Below are 17054 nucleotides of genomic sequence, written 5' to 3'. Positions count from 1 at the left end.
AGGTTTTCCGTGGTTATAGCGAGAGGGAAACACCTGGTTCCATCCCGAACCCAGTAGTTAAGGCTCTTTGCGCTGATGGTACTGCACTTTGGAGGGTGTGGGAGAGTAGGTCACCGCGGGTTTTTTATTAATAATGATTGAGCGATTCTTTAGGGAGTCGCTTTTTCGTTTAAAGACTTTATAGTTCCCTAGCCATCAGGTTAGGGAACTATTTTTATATGCGCTAAGACCACACAGACACTCGCGTCCACCCTACAAGCTACCCGAACCCTAAACACAAACACTCATCAACAGCTTCTGAGTAAGCTCCAGACCACCTAAAAGTTTCCAGAGAAAATAAGTCTTATATAGAAGCTACTCTCTCTTTTCCGCTAGTCTTATAGATAGTCACAAGTGCCATAAGAAAGAGATAAGCCTCGTGTCGAAAGACAACAAGACCCCTCAAAAGACTGACCCCCGCGCTGCCGCACGTGCAGTAGCCGCAAAACAGTCTCAACGAAACAATAAGTCTAAAAAGAACCGTCGCTGGATTCAGCTCGCTGTTCTAGCTATCGTCGCTGCCATCGTCGCAATGATCGCATTTGTTGTGATCAATACACGAAGCAACGACATCGCAGACTCAGGTCCGCTACCTTCAAGCTCCAACGACTTCGGCGGCATCGTTCTTACCAATGACGGCATCCAAAAAGACACCGCAACCGTTGACTCAGTAGATATTAACAACCTGCGTAAGTCAGATACCGACCTACCACTTGGTGTAGAGACCGCTGAACAAGCATCCGCAAACGGGCAACCTGTACGCGTAACAATCTTCCAGGACTACAACTGCGTTCACTGTGCAGAGTTCGAACGTGACAACGCTGATGTGCTCAAGAAGCTCATCGACGACGGCAAGATTACTCTTGAAATTCGCAACGTTACTTACCTCGACCAGTCATCACCCACTTTCTACTCAGCTCGCTCAGCAAACGCGGCTTACTCAGTAGCAAACCAGCTCTCAACCGATGACTTCCTCGAATACCAGAAGGAAATCTTCACCCACCAGGGCCAGGGCGGCCTCAACGATGGTGAGATCGAAGATATCGCATCAAGCCACGGCGCTGACATCAAGTCAGATATGAAGGACGGCTCATGGCGTCCGCTGGTCAACGTAGTAACCAGCGAATCATCAACTAACGGTGTTGCAGGCACCCCGACCGTTTACGCGGACGGCCAGCAGTTCAACACTTCATCTGACGCTTTCGAAGACTGGGTTAACCAGATCATCGAAAAGAAGCAGGCATAACTCAATACTTGAGGTAAGGGCAGCTACTCATCGTAAACTTACGATAGTAGCTGCCCTTTTGTATCTCCGCTTTTTGAAAGTAGAACACCCATGGAACACATCAATGTTCTTATAGACTGCGACCCCGGTATCGATGACCTGCTTGCACTGACCTATGCGCTGGCGCATCCTCAAGTTAAAATCAAAGGTCTTGTGGCATCGGGAGGAAACACAAGCACAGAACAAGTGGCACGGAATATCCGCGGAATCCTAGAACTCGCCGGGCGACAAGAAATTCCGTGGGAACTGGGCGCCGCGCATCCGCTAGCTCAAGAACTAGAAACCACACCCGAAACGCACGGGCCGAGGGGAGTAGGCTACGCTAAGCTTCCAGACCGCACAACCCCAACTGGAAAATCCCACGGTGAAGGTGCACGGCTGTGGATAGATACAGTCAGCCAGCATCCCGGTGAGATGATCGGCATTGTGCTTGGCCCGACAACAAACCTAGCTTTAGCCCTCCAACAAGATCCCAGCATTGTGCAGAAGCTCAAAGCTCTGTACATTATGGGCGGGGCCATCAACCACCGAGGCAACACCATGCCTACCACCGAATGGAACGTCCACTCAGATCCCGAAGCACTGCACAGCGTCCTACGAGCCTACTCGCAACCGGGACTCTCGCATTACCCTGTTCTGTGCCCCCTGGATTGCACAGAATCTATAGTGATGACTCCAGGGCATCGTCAAGCACTCGTAGCAGGCGGAGGCACCGTACTTGAAGCAATAGACCAGGCACTGGAATTTTATATGCAATTCCACGAAAGCGATGGGCTGGGCTATATTGCGCACGTCCACGATCCATACGTCACCGCTTTAGCAATCAACGATGCCCTGCAAGATATTGGAGATGCGGATGCTCACATACTGGGTAGCTCAACGCAGACAGTACTCGACGTTGAACTAGACGGTAAACTAACACGCGGGCAAACTATCGCTGACTGGCTAGGACGCTGGGGTAGAGAACCTAACGGACGCGTCCTTACGTCTACAGAACCAGAAAAGTTTTTCGCCCACTATATTCACACCGTGCGAGCAGCGTACGCTCGCTAACCTTTAGAAAGAAGAGGCACTATGGCATCTCGGACTACGTCTGGGCAGAGGCTCGCATCATCAGAGGCGGGTCTCGGTAATCACTCGACCACTTCAGTAAAAGACCGCGTACTCACTATCATCGGCGCACTGCTGATGGTGATAACTTACGGATGGACATTACTGAGCCACCAAGGTCAGCAAGAGGCAACATCCGGCAACATCGCAATGCCGCTAGTGCTTGGCTATTTCATTGGTGCGCTACTTATTATCCTGGGCAACATTAAACGGATTCCTCTTTCGATCATTGCCCTGATTCCTTTTGCGGCTGCTATCAACATTGTGCTCGGACAAATCGTAGGTATCTCTCCGATTCCGCTATATCTTGACACTATTGCAACCGTTCTTATCGGTTACCTTGCCGGCCCTGCCGCGGGTGCTATGACCGGTGCACTAACTAACATTGCGTGGGGCCTTACCATCAATCCCACCACCATTCCTTTTGCTGGCGGTGCAGCCCTCATTGGTTTGTTGGCCGGCTACGCGGCTCGCGCGGGATTCTTTCAGCGCTGGTGGAAAGCTCTTATCGCCGGCGCTTTCGTAGGTGTTATCGCTGGATTCGTGGGAGCCCCTGTTGCAGCATACGTCTACGGTGGCGGTATGGGCGTGGGCACAGGTTCAATCGTTGCAACCCTGCAAGCTACCGGCCAATCGCTTTTCGCGGCAACTACCTTGCAATCAGTTCTTTCAGACACCATTGATAAAGCCGCTGTGTTCCTTATTGTGTGGGTCCTCGGGCGTGGGATTCCCCAGCGCGTGAAAGATCGCTTTAGTACTACACGATGAGAATCGATAGATTTTCGATAAACCCTAAAACCTGGCTAGTTCTGGGCCTCTCTGCTGTTCCGCTGGCTTTGATATCCCTAGACATTGGAGCGCGGGCAGTACTTCTTTTACTGCTGATATGCGTTGTGGCGTGGAGCGGAAAACTCCACGCCTATGGGCGCTATGTTCTACTGGGTGTAGGCCCGGTAGCTGTAACAGCGTTTTGCATCCAAGCTGTGAGCTTTGTTGGTGCACAGACTATTTATGCGCAGTGGACTCCTACGAGCTTTCTAAATTTTCGTTTGAGCAAAGAGGGCATTCTTTACGGAGCAACTCTCGGCCTGCAGATCCTCAACTTCGGTACCGCCTGCGCTATCGCGTTCTTACCCGTGAGTGCAGGAGAGCTGCGGTGGGCACTTACTGATTGGAAACTGCCCTCCCGGCTCATCTATCTGCTGGTGACCTCAATGAACGCGCCGGTTTTGCTGTCGCGTTATGTGGGGCTGGTGAGGGAGAGCCAGGTTCGGAGAGGGCTGGATGATTCTACCGTGTTTTCACGGAGCAAGCTGGCGCTCACTAGCATCGGTACGCTCATCAATCTCATTCTTTTGGAGCATGAAGACCGTGCTCAGTCGTTAGAACAACGAGGACTCGATAGGCCCGGCGAACGTGTTTTCCTGCGGACTTACCCGGACACCCAACTGCAACGTGTTCTGCGTTGGATCGTGGGGGCGTGCGGCATCTGTACATGTATATGGGGGATTCTTGCATGAGGCACCGAAAAGTTCTGGTTCTCGGCGAGGGACAGGACGCTCGCGCTGAGTTTTTAGCAGAGCATCCTGAAGCATTGGTTCTGCAAGCTAATCCGTATGCCAACATTAGCGGGCTGGCAGATACCGTCGAGGATGAGATTGCCTACGGCGTTGAGCTCACCGCATCGAATAGAGATGCCATGCGTCAGAGCGTTCACGAGGTGAGTGAAAAATTAGGAATCACATATCTTCTGGGAAAGCACCCGCTGGGGCTTTCTGGCGGTCAGACGCAGTTGGTGGCGCTAGCGGGCATCTTCACGATCAAAAGCACTGCTCTGTTTCTCGAAAATCCCTTAGTCGGGTTGGATGCTAGTGCGCGGCAACGGGCATTAGCGCTGATGGAGCAGTATCGCGGGGAACTTATGTGGAGCAATCCCGCCCGCGTCGGTGAGGATGAACGAGCCCTCGCCACAAGCATCGTTGAAGAAGTCTTTGAGCACGTACTTGCCGACCAGCAAAGCATTAAGTGGCGTCTTGCTCCCGCTGCTTTAGTCGCTGAAAATCTTGAGGTACCCGTTCCTTCGGCGCGCTGGAGCAAACGCACCGGTCAAACCTTGCTTTCTGGCGTAACACTTGAGGTGGCGCCGGGGGAAAGCCTGGCACTGACAGGCGCAAACGGTTCTGGTAAAAGCACCCTGCTTAAGACACTGGCAGGAATAGCGAAACCGAAATCAGGACGCGTACGGGTAGGAGAGCAGGACGTAGCACGGACAAAAACCAAGAGACGACCTCAACTCATCAGCTTGGCAACGCAACAACCGAGATACCAGATTCTAACCACCAGCGTGGAACGCGAAATCACTGCAGGGGCATCTGAAGGAAAGGACTACGGGCGCCAGCTACTACAGTCTTTCGATCTTGAAAGTTCTGCAGCAGAGAACCCCTACGACCTCTCTAACTCAGCTCAGCAACTATTGGCAGTCGCGTGCGCACTCGCATCCGCCCCATCTGTTCTGGCCTTAGACGAGCCCAGCGCATCGTTGAGCCCCCAGGATTACCAGACGCTCGTGGGGTTGCTCAACAGCTTTACGCAAGCAGGCGGTGTGCTCGTAGTTGCCTCGCACGATGAAGAGCTCATACGCGATATCAACGCGCGCGTCTTTACCCTCACATAAATCGAGCGTGATACGCACAATAATGCGCAACGCACCAAAAATCTGTATGATGAATGATGCATTGCCCACGCCTCCTTAGCTCAGCTGGCCAGAGCACCTGTCTTGTAAACAGGGGGCCACCGGTTCGAATCCGGTAGGGGGCTCTTTTCATAGTCGAAATCCTGATACTCACACTTTCACCAAAGATGAGTATCAGGGTTTTTGCTTTTTGACCTCAGGTCTAAAACAGTGGAGATACGCAGCAAACATATGAGTACATCACCCAACGTCCCCCCGAAGAAAAAGCCGCTGGGGACCTACCTCGAAACCCGCGGCTTCCGCCCCGAAGTCCAAGGCCTACGCGCCCTGGCGGTACTCCTGGTCGTGATGTACCACGTCTGGTTCGGCAAAGTCTCCGGCGGCGTCGACGTCTTCCTACTCGTCTCAGCTTTCCTCCTGTCCCTATCTAACCTACGCAAAATCAACGAACACAAACCACTGAACCTGATCAAGTACTGGTTGCATGTGTTCCAGCGTCTGATGCCCACCGCCGGTGTGGTTCTACTGTTGACACTTTTGGCGAGCTATTTCATCATGCCAGCCTCACGTTTTGCTGCCATGGTTGCTGATGCTAAAGCGTCCTTGCTCTACTACCAGAACTGGCATTTGGCGTTTAGTGCGGTGGATTATTATCAGCAAAACGCGACACTGAAGACTCCGTTTCAGCATTTTTGGTCGCTGTCGATGCAGGGGCAGATTTTCTTCCTTTGGCCTATTCTTTTTGCCATTGTGGCTTTGTTGGTGCGTAAGTTCCGTTTTAACTTGATGGGTTCTGCCCTGATGGTTTTTGGTACGGTCTTTGTTGCCTCACTGACGTGGTCGGTTATTTCGACTCAGACTCAGCAGGCTTTTGCGTATTTTGATACTCGTGCTCGTTTGTGGGAGTTTGCTGCTGGTACCTTGATTGCGATGGGGTCGATGTTGTGGAAGGCTCCTCGTGTTTTGCGTATTGTGATGGGCTGGGTTGGTGTTGTTGGTTTGGTTTCTGCTGGTATGGTTTTGCCGGTGGAGACTGGTTTTCCGGGGTATTTGGCGTTGTGGCCGATTGTTTCGGGTGCTTTGGTGATGTTGGCCGGCAATACTGAGTCGCGTTTTGGTGTGGATCGTATTTTGATGTCTCGTGCGTTGTTGTGGGTGGGTGAGTCTGCGTATGCGCTGTATTTGGTGCATTGGCCGTTGTTGATTTTGTATATGGTGTTTACGAATAAGCCGCATGCTGGTGTGGTTGATGGTGCGTTGATTATTGGTGTGGCTGTTGGTTTGGCGTGGGTGTTGCATCGGTTTGTGGAGCAACCACTACGCGGTAGCCGCGACTCCAAGGCACGTAAAAAGGGTGCGTCATCCCGCCGCTCACGTTTTGCCACCAACAATCCCTGGGTGCGCCCCATTGCAACCGTGCTTGCCTGCCTGGCTCTCATTGGTGGGCCAATCGCTGCTGCTCAAGCATACGTCACCAACCGTGACGCGCGCATGGAGCAGCTAGCAGAGACCGGTGCGGGTACCGCTGATTTCCCCGGTGCTTTGGCCCTTGAAGGTCAAGGCTCATCGAGCTATAAGTACCCTCCGATTCCGGCAGCTGACCCGCTGAGCCAGTACGCTGACTTCAACGAGCAGTGCACGGACTTCTTGGCGTCCTCCGACCCGCAGCTTCAAGCCGGATGCGAGCAGTCAGTCAATGGACCGGAAGATGCGCCGCTGACCGCTGTTGTAGGTGCTTCACACACCGGTCAGTCACTTGCAATGATTGGCAAAATCGCTGAAGACGCCGGTAGCAACGTCGTCGATTACCACCTGGGCGGTTGCCGGTTCCCTGATGAACCCAATGCCGATGAGGAATGCGCTTACCTCAACTCGCACGTCGTTGATGAGATCCTCTCTAAACAGCCAGATAACGTGCTGCTGATGACTACGGTGACTGACCCGGCAAGCAACAATGAAATTGTTCCTGAGGGAATGGACGCTGCTATCCGTCAGTTCACGGACGCCGGTATTAACGTGATAGCTCTGCGCGATAACCCTCGTTCAACCCAGAACATGTACGACTGTGCACAGCTCAATGAGCGCAACCCGCAGGAGTGCTCGAGTCGTGTAGAAGACAAGATGGCGGCTGTTAATCCTTCACAGGAAATCATTGAAAGCAACCCCCGAGTTTTCGGCGTTGACTTGACCGATTACTACTGCCCGGACGGTCAGTGTCAGGCGCTGATTGGCAATATCTACATGTACTTGGATGACAACCATATTTCTAAGTCATATGGAAAAACCTTGGCTCCGATGATGCGTCAGCAGCTAGAAGAGCAGGGGCTTGTCCTCTAAGTTGAAGGCGGTGTGTGCCTAAAAGCGCACTGCGATTCACGGAAGTACAAAATAATTGCGTGATAAAGTAACCACGCAGGATAGAGAACGTTTGAGCACTGCAACGTATAGACGTTAAGCGCACAAGTTTTCTACACCACTAAGAATCCTGGTATGCCCATCTTTTGAGCTGGCGTATATCAGGATTTTTTATTTTGGGTTTGCAAGATCAGCCTACTGGGGAATACGGATTGATATGAGCACAGCAGAAAAAACAAGGCGTAGAAAGCCGCTGGGGACCTACCTCGAAACCCGCGGCTTCCGCCCCGAAGTCCAAGGCCTACGCGCCCTGGCGGTACTCCTGGTCGTGATGTACCACGTCTGGTTCGGCAAAGTCTCCGGCGGCGTCGACGTCTTCCTACTCGTCTCAGCTTTCCTCCTGTCCCTATCTAACCTACGCAAAATCAACGAACACAAACCACTGAACCTGATCAAGTACTGGTTGCATGTGTTCCAGCGTCTGATGCCCACCGCCGGTGTGGTTCTACTGTTGACACTTTTGGCGAGCTATTTCATCATGCCAGCCTCACGTTTTGCTGCCATGGTTGCTGATGCTAAAGCGTCCTTGCTCTACTACCAGAACTGGCATTTGGCGTTTAGTGCGGTGGATTATTATCAGCAAAACGCGACACTGAAGACTCCGTTTCAGCATTTTTGGTCGCTGTCGATGCAGGGGCAGATTTTCTTCCTTTGGCCTATTCTTTTTGCCATTGTGGCTTTGTTGGTGCGTAAGTTCCGTTTTAACTTGATGGGTTCTGCCCTGATGGTTTTTGGTACGGTCTTTGTTGCCTCACTGACGTGGTCGGTTATTTCGACTCAGACTCAGCAGGCTTTTGCGTATTTTGATACTCGTGCTCGTTTGTGGGAGTTTGCTGCTGGTACCTTGATTGCGATGGGGTCGATGTTGTGGAAGGCTCCTCGTGTTTTGCGTATTGTGATGGGCTGGGTTGGTGTTGTTGGTTTGGTTTCTGCTGGTATGGTTTTGCCGGTGGAGACTGGTTTTCCGGGGTATTTGGCGTTGTGGCCGATTGTTTCGGGTGCTTTGGTGATGTTGGCCGGCAATACTGAGTCGCGTTTTGGTGTGGATCGTATTTTGATGTCTCGTGCGTTGTTGTGGGTGGGTGAGTCTGCGTATGCGCTGTATTTGGTGCATTGGCCGTTGTTGATTTTGTATATGGTGTTTACGAATAAGCCGCATGCTGGTGTGGTTGATGGTGCGTTGATTATTGGTGTGGCTGTTGGTTTGGCGTGGGTGTTGCATCGGTTTGTGGAGCAACCACTACGCGGCGGCAAAACCACCCGCGCTCAGAAAAAAGACACCACCGCTCCATGGGCTGCCAAGCCCGCATCCTCATGGCGCACCAATAACCCGTGGATTCGTCCTATCATTACTGTGATCGCTTGTTTGGTCCTTATCGGCGGTCCCATAGCTGTTGCCCAGAACTGGGTGACAGACCGAGACTCCAGAATGGAGCAGCTAGCAGAGACCGGTGCAGGAACAGACGAATTTCCCGGCGCTGCCGCTATCCAGAACGGCGAGCCTGCTCTCTATGCCTACCCGCCGATTCCCGCATCCAATCCTCAAAGTCAGTTCGACGGTCTGACGCAACAGTGCTCCGACGCATCTTCTATGCCATCGGGCCTGGAAAAGTACTGTGCCGAAGACTCCTGGGGAAGCGAAGATGAACCTCTCACCGTAGTGGTGGGCGACTCTCATGCCGAGCAGGCTCTGGCGTCCTATCGCCCTATTGCTGAGGACAACCAGAGCAATATGCGCGCTTTCTTGCTTGGCGGATGCCACTTCACCGTGGTGCTAGATTCACCGGAGCAAGACTGTAACACCTTCCGCAAACAGGCTATGCAGGAAATTCTTCGTGAACGACCGGACAACGTGCTGATGCTGGTAACAGCTGCACAGCCAGGATCTAACCAGGAGGTTTTGATTCCTGGAATTGAAGAGACGGTGCAAAAGTTGACGGACGCCGGTATTAATGTGATTGCCCTGCGCGATAACCCGCGGTATACAGAAGATCTGTATAACTGCGCTCAGTTGCATGCCAACGATACAGGCGTATGTTCTGCTCCTGTGTCAGAGAAACTTGCTGCAACTAACCCGGCGCAAGAGCTGGTTGACTCTAACCCCGGTGTGTTTGGTGTGGATTTGACAGAATACTACTGTCCCGATGGCGTATGTACTCCGCTGATTGGAAATATTTACGTGTATATCGACCACAACCATATTTCTAAGTCTTACGCCAAGACAGTATCGCCGATGATGCGTCAGCAATTGAACGCGCAAGGACTAGGAGTATAAGAGCCTATTCCTTCCACAGGGTGGACGTACTGTAGTAAGTGCGCCCACCCTTTTTGTATCTTCTGTTTCTCTCAAAACCGGCTGTGATATGGGCGTTTACTCGCAGGGTCTGGTTGGTGACAGGTCGTCAGCAAGAAAATAATTAATTTAGTCATAAAAATTTGCCCAAATACCCTCACCGCGGCTAACCTTGTTGATGAATTAGGCATACCTAAGCACACTCTTTCTTCGTACTCATTAAGCCTCTTACAAGGAGCCCCAGACATGGTCGTCATTTCACGCGGTGCATTTTTGAAAGCTGCAGCGGCAACAGCTGCCGCAACCATTTTGGCAGGTTGCTCAACCGGATCCAACGACGAATCCACCTCAAACTCCTCTGTTGAAAGCGGCCCCTACACCGTCAAGCACGCATTTGGCGAGACTACGTTCGATTCCGTACCTCAGAAAATTGCGGTAGTACAGTTCTGGCAGAACCCCGATGCGCTTTTGTCACTGGGTGTTGTTCCCGTTGGCGCTCCCATCGTTTCTTGGGGCGGCAATGACAATCAGTCAACTCCATGGTTCGATAAGAAGCTGGAGGAACTCGGCGGCGAACAGCCCACGCGTTACGACGAAACTGATGGCCCCAACTACGAAGAGCTGGCAAAGCTCGAGCCCGATGCTATCTTCTCTCCTTACGGCGATATGAGCCAGGAAATCTACGATAAGCTCACCGAAATCGCGCCCGTTGTTCCCGCACCTGAAGGCGTTGGCTCCTGGGCGGCATCATGGCAGCAGACCGTAGAAATGGCCGGCAAGATGCTAAAGAAGGAAGATGACGCCAAGAAGGTTATCGAAGACACCGAGAAGCAGCTCAAAGACAAGGCCGCTGAATACGAAAACCTGCAGGGCGCAACCTTCATCGCCGGCGCTTTTGACAACAAGCAGAATACCTTCGGTGCGTACACCTCATCGGACGCGCGTCCTCGCTTCTTCAGCCTGATGGGCATGGAACTAGCCCCTTACATTAAGGAGCACGAAGGCGGCGCTGACTCATTCTTCGTTAACGTCTCAGCAGAGGTCATCGACCAGCTAGAAGCTGACGCTGTATGGGCATGGACCGAAACTGAAGAAGATATTCAGAAGACCAAAGACAACAAGCTCTTCGCTCAGATGCCTGCCCTCAAGAACGACGCGGTAGTCTTCGAAAGCGACAAGACTTTCGGCTTGGCTCTTTCTGCAACGTCACCGCTGTCACTACTGTGGGCAGTGAATGAAACCGACGTGCTTGACAACATGTCAAAGGCAGTCGAAAACACCAAAAAAGCTGCGTAACTATACACTCTAAAAACCAAGGCTGCCGCGGATTACCCCAGCGGTAGCCTTGGTGTTTTCTCTCAAGGTCTCTTTGTGATTTCATCTTTGACCCGCCAGAAGCAACAACGGCGAGCACGCAAAATAACATCTGCTAAGTCGCGGCAGGTGCCGGTGATGCTTACCCTTTTGCTACTCTTTGGTCTTGCTGTTGTGGCATCGGTGCTGATTGGCACTCGAACCATTGGGGTGGGGGTTTTCGCTGATTTCTTGTTGAAGCGGCCTGTGCCCGATATGGAAGCTGCGATTATTGATCAGCGTTTAGTGCGCACTTTATGGGCTGCAACAATTGGAGCTGCCCTAGCGCTGGCTGGTGCTGGAATGCAGGGTGTCACTCGTAATCCGCTAGGTGATCCTGGCATCCTCGGCGTCAACTCGGGTGCTGCTTTTGCCGTGGTGTTCGGCATTGCTTTTCTGGGGATGGAGTCACCCGCGTCCTTTGCTATCTTGGCGTTCGTAGGCGCGGCCGTGACGTCGGTTCTTGTCTATGCGCTGGCATCGATTGGGCGCGATGGTGCAACGCCGGTTAAGCTTGCGCTGATGGGTGCTGCTATTTCTGCCGGTCTAGGCTCTTTTACCTCGGCTTTCATTTTGCAGTTTAGCGACGCCCTGGATTCTTTGCGGATGTGGCAGCTGGGCACCGTTGCTGGCGCATCGATGGAAAATTTCTTCCCGGGTATTTTTATGCTGATTGCCGGTGCACTCATTCTGGTGTTCAGTTCTAAAACCATTAATAACTTTGCTTTGGGCGATGATATGGCGGCGTCACTGGGCGAAAATGTTGCTTTGAAGCGCTTCATCATTTTTATCGGTATCACGCTTCTGTGCGGAACCGCTACGTCGATGACCGGGCCTATCGCGTTTTTGGGGCTGATGGCACCGCATGCCTTGCGTGCGTTGGTTGGCCCCGATTATCGTCTGATTATTCCGTTGTCTGCAGTGTTTGGCGCAGTGTTGCTGATGGTTGCAGATACCGTAGGACGCGTCATTATGCCGCCTGAAGAAGTTCAGGTAGGCGTCACTATGGTGCTGGTAGGCGTGCCCGTCTTTCTCTACCTTGTTCGTTTTCAGAAGGCGGTTGATCTCTAATGCCGGCTTTCACGACTCACAACTCGTCGCCCGCCCAGCGTGTCAAGGACCTTCGCACGAGGTCGCATCGACGCCCCCGTCGGGCTATTGCGGTGCTTGCTGTTGCCGTGCTCGCTGTCTTTTTGATGCGCGTCCTTTTAGGGTCTTACACCGTTACTTTTCCTGATTTTTTGACCATTCTCCAGGGTGGCACTGTTGAGGGTGCACGCGGTGCCCGGTTTATTGTTATGGAAGATAAGCTGCCGCGGGCTGTCCTTGGGCTACTGGTCGGTATGGCCTTTGGCGCATCCGGCGCTATTTTTCAGCTGCTTTTGCGTAATCCATTGGCTTCCCCGGACGTTATCGGTATTAGTACCGGTGCTTCTTTGGGAGCTGTGCTCGGCATTGTCTATTGGGGAGCTACCGGTTTTTCGCTCTCTATCTTTGCAGTTGTTTTTTCGCTCCTGATTGCCGTGGGAATTATGGCGCTGTCGTCAGGACGCGGCAACGTGGGCCACCGGTTTATTTTGATGGGCATTGGTGTCTCGGCCTTAGCAGGTTCTATCATCAACTATTTGATTTCTCGCATGAACCTGAACTCGGCGTCGTCGGCTGCTCTGTGGATGACGGGTTCCTTATCGTCAGCTAACTGGGATCGAATCTCGATTCTGCTCCTGGTGTTAGCCGTGATTGTTCCATTTGTGGTGGTGCTGCATTCTCGTCTTCACGCGATAGCGGTGGGGGAGGAACTCGCCCATAGCCTGGGGCTCAACGTTGCGATCACGCGGTGGATTTTCATTGTTCTGGGTGTTTTGTTGGCGGCAGTAGCTACCGCTGCTACAGGCCCTATTGCCTTTGTAGCTTTTGTCTCTGGCCCCATTGCGCGAAGGCTAATAGGCGGCGCTCATAGTCTTACCGCATCGGCACTGGTTGGCGCCTTCATCGTCCTTCTTGCCGATTTCATCGCGTCAAACTACATCGCCTCAGGCTCCATGCCTGTAGGAGTTCTGACAGGCGTCTTTGGCGCCCCCATTCTTATCTGGTTACTCGTTCGCGCTCAGAAAGAGGCAGGCTAGTGAAAACGGCACAGCACAGACAACTTACCCTCAACAACGTGAGCCTCGGCTACGGCGCAAAAACTATTGTCAAGGATCTTTCATTAGAGATTCCTGCCGGGCAAATGACCGCTATTATCGGTGCGAACGGTTGCGGAAAATCGACGCTCCTGCGCGGTATTTCTAAGCTGTTAAAGCCTGAAAACGGTGAGATTTTGTTGGATGGCAAAAGCATCCACAGCTACCCCTCGAAAGAGTTTGCGCGCACGGTGGGATTGCTACCGCAGGCTCCGATTGCACCGGACGGAATCACTGTTGCAGATCTTGTATCTCGCGGTCGCTTTCCGTACCAGGGACTTTTCAAACGTAACAGCGCAGAAGATGATGAAGCTGTGGCTTGGGCATTGCAGGCTACCCACACCATGGATTTGGCTGAAAAACAGGTGACTGAACTTTCCGGTGGTCAGCGTCAGCGTGTATGGATTGCTATGGCGTTGGCTCAAGAAACAGACATCCTGCTACTTGATGAGCCCACCACCTATTTGGATTTAGCGCACCAGGTTGAGCTTCTCGATCTGCTCTGCGAGCTAAACGAAGAGCGGGGGACCACCATGGTGATGGTTCTTCACGAGCTCAATCTCGCTGCCCGCGCTGCCCACCACCTTGTGGCGATGCGCGACGGCGTCATTGAAAGTGCGGGAACCCCCGCTGAAGTGATGACTTCAGAGAATTTGCGATCAATCTTTGGCTTGCGCGCATCGGTGCACGATCCTGCTGACGATGGATCGATCGTTATTGTGCCTGATGCTCGAGAGGGAAGGAGATAACTGCTCATGGCAGCTACACGTAAAATCAGCGACCCCAACCGGTTTGCAATTTTTCCGGTCGCGGTGTCAGCGGTTAAACGAATTTCCGAGCACTATCTGCGCATCAGTCTGACCGGCCCCGCGTTGCACGCATTCGCTGGCCCGGTAAATGCGGGACAGGGATTCATGCACGATGCCTACATCAAACTGCTGATTCCGCCACCTGGTGAAACAAAGCCCACCGACATTGAGCTAAACGAAGACTGGCGCTCTCAGTGGTTCTGCCGTCCCGAACACGAACGCGGCTGGATGCGAACCTACACTCTGCGCGCCGTGCGTCGCGTAGACGTTGCTACCGCCCCGGAGGTCACCGCGTCCTTGCGTACCTCAACGATGCTGTGCTCCCAAATTCCTCTGCGCACCAGTTTGCCTCATTGGCAGCCCGAAGTTGATATTGATTTTGTGTTGCATGAGGACGAAAACGGTGTAATGGGGCCCGGCTCCGCGTGGGCAGCCCAAGCGCAGGTGGGCGATATGATTTCGTTCTTTGGTCCTCTGGATCCTGAGCCGCTATGGACAACCTGGAACCCAGAGCACGCGAACCGCGCGCTGATTTGTGTTGATGAAACAGGTGTACCCGCAGCTCTTTCTATCGCCGGTTCATTGCCGGAGGGCGTGACCACCGATATTTTGCTAGAGGTTCCTAGCGATACCGATATTCCCGAGGAACGGCTGACTCTTATTAATGACGAAGTGCTCAACCGTAACTCTGTGAGTATTCACTGGCTAGCGCGAAACAGGCAGACAGAGCGCGGACAACAGCTGTGCTCGCGCCTGCGTTCGGTGCTCGATGTGGAACGAAAGAGCCTCACAGCGCAAGAACCTGAACCTGAAGGTATGTGGCCGGTGCTGTGGAACGTTGCGGAGGATATTGGCGATACCTACGTCTTTCTCGCCGGAGAATCGAGCGTTGTGCGGTCTTTGCGTCGCATCTGCGTGAACGAGGCCGGTATTGATAAGAAGAGTGTTTCTTTCATGGGCTACTGGAAAGAAGGACGCGCTGAAGGCTAGCTCGTGAGAGACAAGACAGCTTTGTGCCTTTAGGCCTTTCACAGTGAAGAGTAGAGTAATTTAGACTGTTCAGTTCGCATGGAAGGTAGGTTCTGGTGTCTTCGCTGGGTTCTCATGAAAGTATTCGCTATGTCGCTTTAGGCGATTCGTTTACGGAGGGCGTAGGTGATGTCGACCAGGCGCGTCCTAACGGCGTGCGAGGTTGGGCAGACCGTGTGGCTGAGCAGTTTATGCTCGCTGACCCGCAGGCGCAGTACGCGAACCTGGCTATACGCGGTCGCTTGCTGGGGCAGATCCTCGATGAGCAGGTGGACGCGGCGTTAGAACTTAAACCCAACTTGGTGAGTATCTACGGTGGCGGTAACGATATTCTGCGCCCCAACGTTGATATTGATGCCCTGATGCGGCGTTACGATACCGCTATTGAGAAACTGCGATCTGCTGGTATTCAGGTTTTCACGTTCACTAACATGGATGTGCGAGATTTCAACACTTTCAAGCACACGCGTCAGCGAAGCGCACTGTATAACGAGCTGTTGCGTGAAATCGTTGATAAGCACGAGCTTATTCTGGTGGATTACTGGCGTATGCGTGATTTTTCGGATTGGCGTTACTGGAGCAGCGACCGTCTGCACATGAATGCTGCGGGTCATATCAAGATGGCAGGACGCGTCTTAGAAACGCTCAGCCATGATCGCGGTAGTTTGATGGAAGCACCTATTCCGGAGGCTCTGAACTATACGCGGATGCAGCTTATTCGTGAGAATGCGCGGTGGACGCGTGAGTTTGTGATGCCGTGGATTGGTCGCCGGTTGCGCGGAACAAGCTCGGGTGATGGGCTTGAGCCGAAGTACTCTCAACTGATGCGTTTTGATATTGAGCCTGAGGTGTCTAACGGGCGGTAAAGCCACCTCTGAGAGAAGGTGGAACCCTTGATTTTTAAGAGGAGTATGCCCGTCTTCACTTGGTTAAGCCGTTAAAGTCACACTGTAAATTGCACGCGTGTAATTTAGGGGAGCTGGTTGGTATTGAAAGGCTGTCGGATCGACAGCTAAAAGCCTTTCTGACTTGTGCAAATACTTCATCTGAACTATAATTTTCTAGTGCCTTAAAGCAAGATTTTGAAAGCGCGCTTCAATGTTCGCCATCGTCACAGGCTAATAAAACCGCGAAAAATCAACGGATTTAAACCTGTGCAGCTTGCAAGAAGCCCGCTATTTACCTAGACTTTAAGGCTGTTCGTAGTGGTGGCAACACCTCTCGACCACTAACAAAGCTTCACCGTTTTTCCCGCGGCGAGAATCTGCTTCGGCCTCTCACCCGAATTGACAGATTCTAGACACTCTAGCCTTGGAGAATAACCCGGTGCTCTACCTTGGTGGCGGGACGCCTTCACTGTTTTTTACCGGCCGCTTACCGGTTTAAAAAGCACACTGCGTACCGTCATTTCGTCAACATTTGGAGGAGACTACTATGGCAGCTGTCTGCCAGGTGACCGGAGCTGTTCCCGGCTTTGGACACAGCATCTCGCACTCACACCGTCGCAACAAGCGTCGTTTTGACCCGAACGTACAGAAGAAGAAGTACTACGTACCTTCACTTCGTCGCAACGTAACCCTCAACGTATCAGCTAAGGGCATCAAGGTAATTGACGCTCGTGGCATCGATGCAGTTGTAGCTGAAATCATCGCACGCGGGGAGAAGATCTAAGCATGGCTTCAAAGACTAAGGACGTTCGTCCTATCATCAAGCTCAAGTCCACTGCGGGCACCGGTTACACCTATGTAACCCGTAAGAACCGCCGTAACAACCCTGATCGTATGGTTCTCAAGAAGTACGATCCCGTAGTGCGCAAGCACGTTGACTTCCGAGAGGAGCGCTAAAC

The 17054-nt window shown here is 52.6% G+C and carries 15 protein-coding genes, 1 tRNA gene and 1 rRNA gene; all 17 read left to right on the top strand.

Features of this window, described 5'->3' with window-relative positions; all coding sequences use genetic code 11:
* The first annotated feature begins 5 nt into the window (after window positions 1–5).
* The 17 genes from rrf (at window position 6) to rpmG (ending at window position 17052) form a co-directional block, all read left to right on the top strand.
* Window positions 6–122 (top strand): 5S ribosomal RNA (rrf, locus tag HF984_RS09230).
* A gap of 296 nt (window positions 123–418) precedes the next feature.
* Window positions 419–1285 carry a thioredoxin domain-containing protein gene (locus tag HF984_RS09225; RefSeq protein ID WP_168615379.1) on the top strand — a complete coding sequence of 289 codons (867 nt, stop codon included), beginning with the start codon at window positions 419–421 and terminating at the stop codon, window positions 1283–1285.
* 90 nt (window positions 1286–1375) lie between these two features.
* Window positions 1376–2377, top strand: a complete 1002-nt coding sequence (locus HF984_RS09220) for a nucleoside hydrolase (protein ID WP_168615378.1) — start codon at window positions 1376–1378, stop codon at window positions 2375–2377.
* Window positions 2378–2398: 21 nt separating this feature from the next.
* The gene (locus HF984_RS09215; protein ID WP_168615377.1) at window positions 2399–3202 is read left to right on the top strand and encodes an ECF transporter S component; all 804 of its coding nucleotides are present in this window, start codon (window positions 2399–2401) and stop codon (window positions 3200–3202) included.
* A 125-nt stretch (window positions 3203–3327) separates the two neighbouring features.
* Window positions 3328–3954, top strand: a complete 627-nt coding sequence (locus HF984_RS09210; protein ID WP_343947567.1) for an energy-coupling factor transporter transmembrane component T family protein — start codon at window positions 3328–3330, stop codon at window positions 3952–3954.
* Window positions 3951–5108 (top strand): ATP-binding cassette domain-containing protein, encoded by a 1158-nt coding sequence (locus HF984_RS09205; RefSeq protein ID WP_168615375.1) that lies wholly within the window; start codon window positions 3951–3953, stop codon window positions 5106–5108. The genes HF984_RS09210 and HF984_RS09205 overlap by 4 nt, the downstream gene beginning before the upstream one ends.
* A 69-nt stretch (window positions 5109–5177) precedes the next feature.
* Window positions 5178–5251 (top strand) — tRNA-Thr (locus HF984_RS09200).
* Between the two features lie 106 nt (window positions 5252–5357).
* Window positions 5358–7463 (top strand): acyltransferase family protein, encoded by a 2106-nt coding sequence (locus HF984_RS09195; protein ID WP_168615374.1) that lies wholly within the window; start codon window positions 5358–5360, stop codon window positions 7461–7463.
* A 235-nt stretch (window positions 7464–7698) separates the two neighbouring features.
* Entirely contained in the window at window positions 7699–9816 is a 2118-nt protein-coding gene (locus tag HF984_RS09190) for an acyltransferase family protein (protein ID WP_168615373.1), read from the top strand.
* Between the two features lie 264 nt (window positions 9817–10080).
* Window positions 10081–11130: an ABC transporter substrate-binding protein gene (locus HF984_RS09185; RefSeq protein ID WP_168615372.1), complete on the top strand. Its 1050-nt coding sequence runs from the start codon at window positions 10081–10083 to the stop codon at window positions 11128–11130.
* A gap of 75 nt (window positions 11131–11205) precedes the next feature.
* Window positions 11206–12258 carry a FecCD family ABC transporter permease gene (locus HF984_RS09180; protein ID WP_210729682.1) on the top strand — a complete coding sequence of 351 codons (1053 nt, stop codon included), beginning with the start codon at window positions 11206–11208 and terminating at the stop codon, window positions 12256–12258.
* Window positions 12258–13313: a FecCD family ABC transporter permease gene (locus HF984_RS09175; protein WP_168615371.1), complete on the top strand. Its 1056-nt coding sequence runs from the start codon at window positions 12258–12260 to the stop codon at window positions 13311–13313. The genes HF984_RS09180 and HF984_RS09175 overlap by 1 nt, the downstream gene beginning before the upstream one ends.
* The gene (locus tag HF984_RS09170; RefSeq protein ID WP_168615370.1) at window positions 13313–14119 is read left to right on the top strand and encodes an ABC transporter ATP-binding protein; all 807 of its coding nucleotides are present in this window, start codon (window positions 13313–13315) and stop codon (window positions 14117–14119) included. The genes HF984_RS09175 and HF984_RS09170 overlap by 1 nt, the downstream gene beginning before the upstream one ends.
* Before the next feature lie 6 nt (window positions 14120–14125).
* Window positions 14126–15169 (top strand): siderophore-interacting protein, encoded by a 1044-nt coding sequence (locus tag HF984_RS09165; protein WP_168615369.1) that lies wholly within the window; start codon window positions 14126–14128, stop codon window positions 15167–15169.
* 95 nt (window positions 15170–15264) lie between these two features.
* A complete protein-coding gene (locus HF984_RS09160; protein WP_343947685.1) occupies window positions 15265–16074 on the top strand; it encodes an SGNH/GDSL hydrolase family protein in 810 nt (269 codons plus the stop codon).
* 568 nt (window positions 16075–16642) lie between these two features.
* Window positions 16643–16879, top strand: coding sequence for a 50S ribosomal protein L28 (gene rpmB / locus HF984_RS09155; RefSeq protein WP_168615368.1), 237 nt, complete (start codon window positions 16643–16645; stop codon window positions 16877–16879).
* A gap of 2 nt (window positions 16880–16881) precedes the next feature.
* On the top strand, window positions 16882–17052 hold the full coding sequence (rpmG, locus tag HF984_RS09150) for a 50S ribosomal protein L33 (protein ID WP_168615367.1): 171 nt from the start codon (window positions 16882–16884) through the stop codon (window positions 17050–17052).
* The last annotated feature ends 2 nt before the right edge of the window (window positions 17053–17054 follow it).

It is taken from the genome of Rothia terrae, from assembly GCF_012396615.1.
Classification (GTDB): domain Bacteria; phylum Actinomycetota; class Actinomycetes; order Actinomycetales; family Micrococcaceae; genus Rothia; species Rothia terrae.
The sequence above is the reverse complement of the archived record's forward strand: the minus strand, read 5'-3'. Positions and strand labels throughout refer to the sequence as shown.